Source organism: Sphingobium sp. ba1 (genome assembly GCF_000743655.1).
Lineage (GTDB): Bacteria > Pseudomonadota > Alphaproteobacteria > Sphingomonadales > Sphingomonadaceae > Sphingobium.
In genome coordinates this window covers 2,673,450-2,684,210 of the sequence record NZ_JPPQ01000069.1, presented here as the reverse complement: position 1 = coordinate 2,684,210, position 10,761 = coordinate 2,673,450, and the positions used below count along the sequence as shown (strand labels likewise).

General features: G+C 63.1%; 10 protein-coding genes and 1 pseudogene. 3 read left to right on the top strand and 8 right to left on the bottom strand.

Annotated features, from left to right (window positions below; genetic code table 11):
- Positions 1 to 183: 183 nt before the first annotated feature.
- The 7 genes from IL54_RS16160 to IL54_RS16130 all read right to left on the bottom strand — a co-directional run bounded on the left by IL54_RS16160 (position 184) and on the right by IL54_RS16130 (position 7,026).
- Positions 184 to 450, bottom strand: a complete 267-nt coding sequence (locus tag IL54_RS16160; protein WP_037476894.1) for a hypothetical protein — start codon at positions 448 to 450, stop codon at positions 184 to 186.
- Between the two features lie 97 nt (positions 451 to 547).
- Complete coding sequence (gene msrA / locus IL54_RS16155; protein WP_037478931.1) at positions 548 to 1,081, bottom strand: peptide-methionine (S)-S-oxide reductase MsrA; 534 nt, start codon at positions 1,079 to 1,081, stop codon at positions 548 to 550.
- 42 nt (positions 1,082 to 1,123) lie between these two features.
- Positions 1,124 to 2,824 carry a long-chain-fatty-acid--CoA ligase gene (locus tag IL54_RS16150; protein WP_037476892.1) on the bottom strand — a complete coding sequence of 567 codons (1,701 nt, stop codon included), beginning with the start codon at positions 2,822 to 2,824 and terminating at the stop codon, positions 1,124 to 1,126.
- Between the two features lie 138 nt (positions 2,825 to 2,962).
- Positions 2,963 to 3,646: a DUF1013 domain-containing protein gene (locus IL54_RS16145; RefSeq protein ID WP_037476890.1), complete on the bottom strand. Its 684-nt coding sequence runs from the start codon at positions 3,644 to 3,646 to the stop codon at positions 2,963 to 2,965.
- Positions 3,647 to 3,761: 115 nt separating this feature from the next.
- The gene (locus IL54_RS16140) at positions 3,762 to 4,790 is read right to left on the bottom strand and encodes a glycosyltransferase family 4 protein (RefSeq protein ID WP_037476887.1); all 1,029 of its coding nucleotides are present in this window, start codon (positions 4,788 to 4,790) and stop codon (positions 3,762 to 3,764) included.
- A gap of 13 nt (positions 4,791 to 4,803) precedes the next feature.
- Positions 4,804 to 5,679 (bottom strand): UDP-2,3-diacylglucosamine diphosphatase, encoded by an 876-nt coding sequence (locus tag IL54_RS16135; protein ID WP_037476885.1) that lies wholly within the window; start codon positions 5,677 to 5,679, stop codon positions 4,804 to 4,806.
- A 342-nt stretch (positions 5,680 to 6,021) separates the two neighbouring features.
- Positions 6,022 to 7,026: an NAD(P)H-quinone oxidoreductase gene (locus tag IL54_RS16130; protein WP_037476883.1), complete on the bottom strand. Its 1,005-nt coding sequence runs from the start codon at positions 7,024 to 7,026 to the stop codon at positions 6,022 to 6,024.
- A 101-nt stretch (positions 7,027 to 7,127) separates the two neighbouring features.
- Between IL54_RS16130 and IL54_RS16125 the strand changes: the two genes are divergently transcribed.
- The 3 genes from IL54_RS16125 (at position 7,128) to IL54_RS16115 (ending at position 10,561) form a co-directional block, all read left to right on the top strand.
- Positions 7,128 to 7,325, top strand: coding sequence for a DUF1192 domain-containing protein (locus IL54_RS16125; protein ID WP_037476881.1), 198 nt, complete (start codon positions 7,128 to 7,130; stop codon positions 7,323 to 7,325).
- A 156-nt stretch (positions 7,326 to 7,481) separates the two neighbouring features.
- Entirely contained in the window at positions 7,482 to 9,800 is a 2,319-nt protein-coding gene (gene clpA / locus IL54_RS16120) for an ATP-dependent Clp protease ATP-binding subunit ClpA (RefSeq protein ID WP_037476879.1), read from the top strand.
- A gap of 83 nt (positions 9,801 to 9,883) precedes the next feature.
- Positions 9,884 to 10,561 (top strand): esterase/lipase family protein, encoded by a 678-nt coding sequence (locus IL54_RS16115; RefSeq protein WP_037476877.1) that lies wholly within the window; start codon positions 9,884 to 9,886, stop codon positions 10,559 to 10,561.
- 7 nt (positions 10,562 to 10,568) lie between these two features.
- On the opposite strand, the pseudogene IL54_RS16110 reads toward IL54_RS16115, so the two are convergent.
- A pseudogene (locus IL54_RS16110) lies at positions 10,569 to 10,761 on the bottom strand (DNA repair protein RecN); the annotation flags it as partial.

Below are 10,761 nucleotides of genomic sequence, written 5' to 3'. Positions count from 1 at the left end.
GGAGGTTGTGTGGGGGTGCGCCGCCGCCAGCGTGGACGCTCGGCTTCGCCTCGCTCCCCCTCCCCCGACCCCTCCCCGCCGGGGAGGGGAGTCGTTCGTACTGTACCAGCGCGCAAACATAAAGGCCCATGGGCGTTATTCCCCGACACAGGTCGGGTAACGCGACCTATAGGTCTGCTGACACTACCCGCAATTATCGTAGCCGGCCTCGCGGCATTTTTTGCGCCGTTCCTTGTCGGCTTTCTTGCGCGCCTTGCCTTCGCGGGCTTCCTGTTCGCGCATCTTGCGGCCGTAGTTGCGGTCGGATTCGTCCTGGCTGGTCGTGGCCCAGTCCGCGGCCTGCGCGCCAGCGCGCACGGGCAGGGTCACGACGTCCAGCGCGGCCTTTGCCACGCAGCCGGTCAAACCGACCAGCATCAGCGGCGCGGCGATCCATAATAGCTTCGTCATCTTTCAGCCCCCGATTTGTTTCGCCGCCGACATGGCATAGCGCACATTAACCGCAGCCTAAGGACGAAGCAAAGCGCAATGAACCGTCGCGAGCCGATTACGCTTCGATGCGCTCGGCGAAACCCTTGCGCAGCTTGGCGAGCTTGGGCGGGATCACCGCCACGCAATAGGGATTGCTCTCGCCGACCCGCTCCCAATATTTCTGATGATAATCCTCCGCCGGATACCAGGGCGCATCCTCCTCGATCGTGGTGACGATCGGGTCGGTCTGATCGGCCTGGGCGCGGTCGATGGCGGCGCGCGCCTCCTCGGCCTGCTGCGGCGAATGGGGGAAGATGGCGGAGCGATATTGGGTGCCGACATCATTGCCCTGGCGGTTCAGCGTCGTCGGATTGTGCGTGGCGAAGAAGATATCCAGCAGGTCGGCATAGCTGATGACCGAAGGGTCGAAGCTGATGCGGATCGCTTCGGCATGGCCGGTTGTTCCCGAACAAACCTGTTCATAGGTCGGGTTCGGGCGCGCGCCGCCGATATAGCCGCTTTCGACGCCACTGACGCCCTTCAAATTCTGGTACACCGCCTCGGTACACCAGAAGCATCCACCGGCCAGCGTTGCGACTTCCTGCGTCATATCGTCATTCCTATCCATGTTCGATGCCATAGATAGGAAGGGTCAGGCGCCGCTTCCAGTCGCCAATTCAGCCGCCTTCGCCCGTTCTTCGGCAACCAGTTCCTTGCGCGACAATTTGCCCACCAGCGTCTTGGGCAGTGTCAGCCGCACTTCGACGGCCTTCACCCGCTCATGCTTGCCCAGTTGCGGGTTGAGCCAGGCCTTGAGCGCTTCGTCATCGATATCGAACCCGTCATTGAGGGTGACGAAGGCCTTGGGCTGTTCGCCGCGATAATGGTCTGGCACGCCGATCACCAGCGCCTCCTTGACCGCGGGGTGGTGATAGAGGACCGATTCCACCTGGCTGGGGAAAACCTTGAACCCGCCGACCGAGATCATGTCCTTTAGCCGGTCAACGATGCGGACATAGCCGTCCTCGTCGATTTCGCCGACATCGCCGGTGCGGATGAAGTCCCCCATGAACACTTCGGCGTCCGCATCGGGGCGGTTCCAATAGCCTTTCATCACCTGCGGCCCGGCGAACAGCAATTCGCCCGGCTCGCCCGGCGGCGGCGGCTTGGTCGGGTCTTCGCGATCGACGATCTTGACCCGCGTGCCCGGCACGGGCTGGCCGACCGTGCCGGTCTTGTTCAGCCCTTCATAGGGGTTGGTGCAGACAATCGGACTGGTTTCGGTGAGGCCATAGCCTTCGATCAGCTTGGCCCCGGTGGCTTCCTCGAAGCGTTGCCGCACTTCCAGCGGCAGCGGCGCGCCGCCCGAAATACAGGCGCGCAGCGAGGAGAAGTCGATGTTGCGGATCGCGGGATGATCGAGCAGCGCCTGGAACATGGTCGGCACGCCGGGCAGCGAGGTCGCCTTGACCCTTTGTACGGCGGCCAGCACCTGCGCCGCGTCGAAGCGCGGCAGCATCACCATCTCGCCGCCGTTCAGCACTGTACGGTTCAAGGTACAGGTATTGGCGAAGACATGGAAAAAGGGCAGCACTGCGATGATGCGATCCGGCTCGTTGGCGTGCGGGTCGATCACCTGCGCCTGGCGCGCATTGGCGGTCAGATTCTGGTGCGTCAGCATCGCGCCCTTGGGCGTGCCGGTCGTGCCGCCGGTATATTGCAGCAGGGCGATGTCCTGCTCCGGGTTGATGTCCGCCACGGTGCAGGCACCCGGATTGGCGATGAGCTTGTCATAGCGCAGCACGCGGGGATCATGCGGCAGGGTGGCCGTCTCCGCTGCCTTGAACCAGCGGAACAGCAGCGATTTGAACGGCGAGAGCATTTCGGCGACCGAACCGACCACCAGCTTTTCGAGGCTGCTATGGTCCAGCACCTTGAGCGCGGTCGGCAGCAGCGCTTTGGCCGACAAAGTGAAGAGGATCTTGGTTCCGCTATCTTCGACCTGATGTTCGAGTTCGGCGGCGGTGTAGAGCGGGGAGAAGTTGACGACGATCGCGCCGGCCATCAGCGCGCCATAATAGGCCGCAACATAATGAGGCGTGTTGGGCAGATACAGGCCGACCCGGTCGCCCTTCTTGACCCCCATCGCCTGCAGGCCGCAGGCGATGCGCTTGATCTGGCCGAACACCTCCGCATAGGTGAATTTTCGGCCCATGAAATCAATCATGATGGCGTCGGGATGGGCCAGCGCGCTGTCGGTGACCATGTCCCCCATCGATAATGGCGGGAAGGTCTGGTCCCACAAAGCGGGGTGGCGGTAATTCTCTCTCCAGAGCTTTTCTATGTTCTCCATGGCCCAAAGTGTATGGCCATCGCCCGCTTTACGCAAGCGTCAAGCACAGCAAAAAGGGCCGCGCCGAAAGCCCGGCGCGGCCCTGAAAAAATGCTGCATTGCAACGACCTGCTGAGGTCGCCGCGTGACGCTACGGCATCACACCTCGCCCTTGTTGTTGCTGAACGGATCGATGATCGTGGCGACGCTCGAAATCAGGTCCGTCTCGCTCTTGAGCGCGTCTTCGGCGCGCTGCAACGCGTCCTTCCGTTCACGGCGCAGCTCTTCGATCAGCGCTTCGCGGTCGCCATCCAGGCGCGAATCGGTCGGCGCTTCGATGCCGAGCTTCTTCGCCGCCTTGGCCACCAGCGCGTCGAGTTCACGTTGCGAACACAGGCCCAGCGTCACCGGATCCTTGGGCGTGATGTTGGAGATGTTCCAGTGGGTGCGGTCGCGGATCGCGGCGATGGTGGTGCGGGTGGTGCCGATCAGCTTGCCGATCGCGCCGTCCGAGATTTCGGGGTGGTTGCGCAAGATCCAGGCGATGCCATCGGGCTTGTCCTGCCGCTTGCTGACCGGGGTGTAGCGCGGCCCCTTGGTCCGGCGCACCGGCTCTGGCCCCTTGAGCATCTTGAGGCGATAATCGGGGTTCTGTTCGCCCTTGTGGATTTCTTCCATCGTGATTTCATGGGCGCGGACGGGATCGCGGCCGGTATATTTGATGCTGGCGGTGTCATCGGCGATCGCCTGCACTTCGAGGATGTGCAGCCCGCAAAATTCGGCGATCTGGTCAAAGCTCAGAGCGCTATTGTCGATCAGCCAACTGGCGGTCGCGTGGGGCATAAGAGGCTGGGACACGGGGCTTCTCCGGCACGTAAAAACGATAAGGGCCGCCCAAGCAGGGCGGCCGCGACCGTTGGCAGATAGTCCATCCCGCCCCGTTCGGCAAGGAAAAGCGTCAGGCGGCGCTGTCGATCAACAGCGGGTCTATGGCGTGCAGGCCAGAGAGAAATTCCTGCGCGCTGCGTTCCCAGCTGAAACTGCGGCCATAAGCGGCGCAGGCCGCGCGGTCGCACGGCAGGGCCTGCGCGATGGCGGTGCCCAGATCGTCGGACAGCGCGCCGGTTTCGGGCGTGACGATATCGATCGGCCCGGTGACGGGATAGCCCGCGACCGGCGTGCCGCAGGCCAGCGCCTCGATCATCACCAGGCCGAATGTGTCAGTGCGGCTGGGAAAGACAAAGACGTCCGCGCCCGCATAGGCCCCGGCGAGGTCCGCGCCGAACAGCGCGCCCAGGAAGCGCGCCTGCGGATAGGCGCGTTCGAGCGCCGCGCGGGTGGGACCATCGCCGACGATGACCTTGGTGCCGGGATGGTCGGTCGCGAGGAAGGCCTCGATATTCTTTTCCACCGCGACCCGGCCGACATAGAGCTGGATCGGACGGGGCAGGTCCGCGAACAGGGCGGGCGGCACCGCGTCGGGGGTGAAGGCGGTGAGGTCCACCCCCCGGCCCCACGGGCGCACATTGGCGACGCCATGCGCGCGCAACTGATCGCGCACCGACTTGGTGGAAACCAGCACCGCCTGCGCCGGGCCGTGGAACCAGCGGATATAGCGCCAGAACCAGGCCGCCGGCAGCCCAGTGCGCTGGGCGACATAATCGGGGAAATGGGTGTGATAGGCGGTGGTGAACGGCACAGCGCTGCGCAGGCACCAGCGCCGCGCCGCGACGCAGAGCGGCCCTTCGGTCGCCAGATGCACCGCATCGGGGCGGAAGGCGGCGATCGCCTGGCCCACGACGGCGGGACGCACCAGCGCGAGGCGTATTTCGGGATAGGTCGGACAGGGAATGGAACCGTAGAGATCGGGCGAGATCACCATGATCTCATGCCCCATCTGTTCCAGTTCGACCTGGATCGTCTGGAGCGTGCGGACGACGCCATTGACCTGCGGGGTCCAGGCATCGGTGACGATCGCTATCCGCATGTCCCCTGCCCCCTTAGGCCGCCATCCGCGCCGATGGCTGCACGCCCTCTGCGGCGGTGCGCTTCGCAATCTCGTCGGCCCAGTGCAGCACCTGCATCTGTCCGTCATCATGTTCGACCAGCGCGGTGCAGCCTTCCACCCAGTCGCCGTCATTATAATATTCTATGCCGTCGATTTCGCGCATTTCGGCATTGTGGATATGGCCGCACACGACGCCGTCGACGCCGCGCGACCCGGCTTCGTGGGCCACCACTTCCTCGAAACGGGAAATGAAGGACACGGCATTCTTGACCTTATGCTTGGCCATCTTGCTGAGCGACCAATAGGGCAGGCCCATGCGCTGCCGCACCGCATTAACCACCACATTGAGGCGCATCAGCGTCGTGTAGGCGGCGTCACCGACGAAGGCGAGCCAGCGATGCGCGAGCATGATCGTGTCGAACTCGTCACCATGCAGCACCAGCAGCTTGCGCCCATCGGCGGTCTGGTGGATCGCCTTGCGCCGGATTTCGACCCCGCCAAAGCTCATGCCGGTGAACTGGCGGAACATTTCGTCATGATTGCCGGGGATGTAGACGACCCGCGTGCCGCGCTTAGCGCGCTTCATCAGCCGCCACACCACGTCATTATGCGTCTGCGGCCAGTAGAAGCGCCGCTTCAACCGCCAGCCATCGATGATGTCACCGACCAGATAGATGGTGTCGCTATCGACGTTGTCGAGGAAATCGATCAGCATCTTGGCGTTGCAGCCGCGCGTGCCGAGGTGAATGTCCGAAATCCAGATGGTCCGAAAGCGGCGACGCTGCCCCTCCCGCTCCGGGATGTGGAACGGGGTGTCGGAACCCTGTTCCATCTCACCCAGGAAGGGCAAGCGCGTAATGGCGTTCATGATACGATCCCCAAAGACTTGTATCCTTGGGACCGAGTCCTTAGCGCGCCATTGTTACAAGTCCGCACCGAATATGACGGAAATGCTACGTTTTACGGGGGTTTTGGCTTAGTAGATGCGACTGAATGATCGCTGCACGTTCATTTTACGCCGTCATTCCCGCGAAGGCGGGAACCCATCTGCCAACCTCTATTCTGTGGGAAATGGTGGGAGATGGATCCCCGCCTTCGCGGGGATGACGGGGAGAAGGCATGTCGTGCCGAAACATAAACGGAGAGCCAATGGATACTGACTTTCGTCAGGATGACGGTGGGTGAGGCAGGACCGCTTCAATTCATCCCCTCACACCACCAGCACGATCTTCCCGAAATGTTCGCCCGCGTCCATCCGCGCATGGGCCTTCGCCGCGTCCGTCAGGGCGAAGCGTTGGTCCATGGCCGGGCGAAGCTTGCCTTCGTCGACGAAGGGCCAGACGTTGCGGACCAGTTCGTCGGCAACCAGGCTCTTGAAGCCGACCGAGCGGGCGCGCAGGGTCGAGCCGGTGAGGGTCAGCCGCTTTTGCATGATGGTCGGGATGAAGATGCTGGCCTTCGCGCCGCCCAGCGTCGCGATCGACACATGGCGTCCGTCTTCGGCCAGGCATTCGAGGTTGCGCGGCACATAGTCGCCGCCGACCATGTCCAGCACGGCCTGCACCCCCTGCCCGCCGGTGAGGCGCTGGACCTCCGCGACATAATCCTGGGTGCGGTAGTTGATCGCTTCGTCCGCGCCCCAGCCCTTGGCCTGAGCGCATTTCTCGTCCGACCCGCAGGTCACGATGACCTTGACGTCGAACAGGTTGCACAGGCGGATCGCCATCGTGCCGATACCGCTGGTGCCGCCATGGACCAGCACCGTGTCGCCGCCGACCGCATAGGCGCGCTCGAACAGGTTGGTCCATACGGTGAAGAGGGTTTCGGGCAGCGCCGCTGCCTCCACCATGTCATAGTCGGCCGGGACCGGCAGGCATTGGCCCGCGGGTGCCACCGCATATTGCGCATAGCCCCCGCCCGCCAGCAGGGCGCATACGCGCTGTCCGACCAGCATGTCCGAACTGCGCCCCGCCGCGACGATCGTGCCGGAGACTTCCAGCCCCGGAATGTCCGAAGCGCCGAGCGGCGGCGGATATTTGCCCTGTCGTTGCAGCACGTCGGGCCGGTTGACGCCGGCGGCGGCGACCCGGATCAGCACCTCGTCATCGCCGGGGACGGGCAAGGGGCGGCGCATCGGCACCAGCGCGTCGGGACCACCGGGCGCGGCGATACCTATCGCCATCATCTCCTTGGGCAAGGCCTCAACGTCCGCCATAGATTCCCCCTAATACCGCCGATGCTGCGATGCATCAAAATTGCCTCATCCAGCATCCGTCCATATTGACACCGTGAGCAACAGGGTCAACATTGGCAACCATGGACATGGATGACGACCTCCCCCGCAAGGGCGACGATCTTCTGACCCGGCTTATCCAACAGGATCTAGGCCCCCTGTCCGTGATTGAACTGGAAGCCCGCATATCCGCCCTGGAAGCGGAAATTGCCCGCACCAAAGCAAAAATGCAAAGCGCCGTTAACCATAAGGCAAGTGCCGAGGCGCTATTTAATCGATGACCCCACGTCAAGCCCCAAGCGCCCCGTTCAAGGGCATATTAGGGCATGGACAGTCTGGCAATTCCGGCGATCGGGCGCTGCGCCTTGATCCGCCGTCGAGCAATGCCGACATAGGGTTCACCATCACCCTTCATTGGGGTCAGGAGTAGAGTAGATATGCCTTCATTCGCGCCCGCTCTGGAAACCACGCTGCACAATGCGTTGACCCACGCATCGGAGCGCAAACATGAATATGCCACGCTGGAGCATCTCCTCCTGGCACTGATTGATGACGAACATGCGTCAAAGGTGATGCAGGCGTGCGGCGTGGAAGTCGGCGAACTGGGCGACGCGGTCACCCAATATCTCGACACCGAACTCGACAGCCTCAAGGTCGAAGGGGCAAGCGACCCCTCCCCCACCAGCGGCTTCCAGCGCGTGGTCCAGCGCGCCATCCTCCATGTGCAATCCTCCGGCAAGGATGAAGTGACGGGCGCCAATGTCCTCGTCGCGCTCTTTTCCGAACGCGAAAGCTATGCCGTCTATTTCCTGCAGCAGCAGGATATGAGCCGCCTCGATGCCGTGAGCTTCATCAGCCATGGCGTCGGCAAGGGCACGCCCGCGCCCGAGCGTCAGGAGACCAAGGGGGCAGCCGAGGAGGAAAAGAAGGTGCAGGACGGCAAGGGAAAGAAGGACAGCGCCCTCGATCAGTTCACCGTCAACCTCAATGAGAAAGCGGAACGCGGCAAGGTCGATCCGCTGATCGGCCGCGCGTCGGAGGTGGACCGGACGATCCAGATCCTGTGCCGCCGCTCGAAGAACAACCCGCTTTATGTCGGCGATCCCGGCGTCGGCAAGACCGCGATCGCCGAAGGGCTGGCGCGCAAGATCGTCGAGGGCGAAGTGCCCGACGTGTTGAAGGAAGCGGTCATCTATTCGCTCGACATGGGCGCGCTGCTGGCCGGCACACGCTATCGCGGCGATTTCGAGGAACGGTTGAAGGCGGTCGTCACCGAGCTGGAAAAGCTGCCCCACGCGGTGCTGTTCATCGATGAGATCCACACCGTCATCGGCGCTGGCGCGACCAGCGGCGGGGCGATGGACGCATCGAACTTGCTCAAGCCCGCTTTGTCGGGCGGGACGATCCGCTGCATCGGGTCGACCACCTACAAGGAATTCCGCAACCATTTCGAGAAGGACCGGGCGCTGCTCCGGCGCTTCCAGAAGATCGACGTCAACGAACCGACGATCGAGGATACGATCAAGATCCTCGCAGGGCTGCGCTCCGCATTCGAGGATCATCATCACGTCAAATATACCCCCGACGCGATCAAGGCGGCGGTGGAATTGTCGGCGCGCTATATCAACGACCGCAAGCTGCCGGACAAGGCGATCGACGTGATCGACGAGGTCGGCGCGATGCAGATGCTGGTGGTGCCGTCCAAGCGCAAGAAGGTGATCACGCCCAAGGAGATCGAGCAGGTCATCGCAACCATGGCGCGCATTCCGCCCAAGACCGTGTCGTCCGACGACAAGAGCGTGCTGGAAAGCCTGACCACCGATTTGAAGCGCGTGGTGTTCGGCCAGGACAAGGCGATCGAGACGCTGTCGTCGGCGATCAAGCTGTCGCGGGCGGGCCTGCGCGATCCCGACAAGCCGATCGGCAACTATCTCTTCTCTGGCCCTACCGGCGTCGGCAAGACGGAAGTTGCGCGCCAGCTGGCGACGTTGCTCGGCATCCCGCTGCAGCGGTTCGACATGTCGGAATATATGGAACGTCATTCGGTCAGCCGCCTGATCGGTGCGCCTCCGGGCTATGTCGGCTATGACCAGGGCGGCTTGCTGACCGATGCCGTGGACCAGCAGCCGCATAGCGTCCTGCTGCTCGATGAAATCGAAAAGGCGCATCCCGACCTGTTCAACATATTGTTGCAGGTGATGGATAATGGCCGCCTGACCGACCATCACGGCAAGACCGTCGATTTCCGCAACACCATCCTCATCATGACCACCAATGCCGGTGCGTCGGACATGGCGAAGGAAAGCATCGGCTTTGGCGAACTGACGCGCGAGGATGTGCAGGAGGATGCGGTAAAGAAGCTCTTCACGCCTGAATTCCGCAACCGCCTCGATGCGATCGTGCCGTTCGGCTATCTGCCGCCCGAAGTGGTCGCCCGCGTCATCGACAAGTTCGTGCTGCAACTCGAACTGCAACTGGCCGACCGCGACGTCCACATCACGCTGGACGAAGAGGCCAAGGCCTGGCTCACCAAGAAGGGCTATGACAAGCTCTATGGTGCGCGCCCGATGGGCCGCCTGATGCAGGAAAAGGTCAAGCAGCCGCTGGCCGAGGAACTGCTGTTCGGCAAGCTGGTCCATGGCGGCGAAGTCCATGTCCATATGAAGGACGAGGCGCTTGCCTTCGAGATCACCCCGGCGGCCCCCAAAAAGGGCAAGAAGGGTGGCAGGGCCAAGGCAGCCGAAGGCACGAAGTAGCCGCGCTTAGATGTGCGACGGAAAGGGCGACCTGCGAGGGTCGCCTTTTTCTTATACTGCTCGCGCTAATATGGAACGACAGCATGGCCCAGTCCGCGTCATCGCCCGAAGCGATCATATTGCTGCACGGCTTTGGTGGCCATCCGGTCCAGACTGCGCTGCTCGCCCGTCGTCTGCGTCGCGCGGGTTTTGCCGTGTGCAATATCGGCTACCCCTCGTGGCGTTGGCCGATCGATCGCATCGTTGAGCATGTCCATTCGCGGATCGCGCCCTTTGCCAAGGCGCAAGCTGGCCCGGTCCATTGCGTCGGCCACTCAATGGGCGGCCTTGTGCTGCGCGCTTATCTCGCGCGCCATCGCCCGCCCAATCTCGGCCGCGTCGTGATGTTAGGGACACCCAATGGCGGCAGCGAGATCGCCGATCTTCTCTATCGGCTGCGCCTTCATGGTCCCATCCTGCATCGCGCTGGGGACGCATTGCGCACGCGGCGGCAGGCTACCGTCGAGCACGCCTTTGGCACCGTCGATTATCCCTTGGGCATCATTGCCGGTGACCGGCCGATGCAGGCCTGGCTTCCCGGCCTTGTGTTTCGCGCCGCGAATGATGGCAAGGTCAGCGTCGCGGCCACCCATCTGGCCGGACAGGCTGATCACTTGACCTTGCCCGTCGCCCATACGGCGATGATCTACACTCGCCCGGTGGTTGATCAGGTCGTGCATTTCCTGCGCGATGGCCATTTCCGTCGGGACGCGCGGCCGTAATCTGCTTCTACAGCGTTTCGAGCAGCCTATCCGCCTGGGCGCGGGCTTCGGCGGTGATTTCCGCGCCGGAGAGCATGCGGGCGATTTCTTCGCGCCGTTCCTGGTCGTCCAGCGCGTGAACGCCGGTGCGCGTCACCGTGCCGTCGCTGGATTTGGCGATCAGCAGATGGCCCGCCCCGCGCGCTGCGACTTGCGGGCTG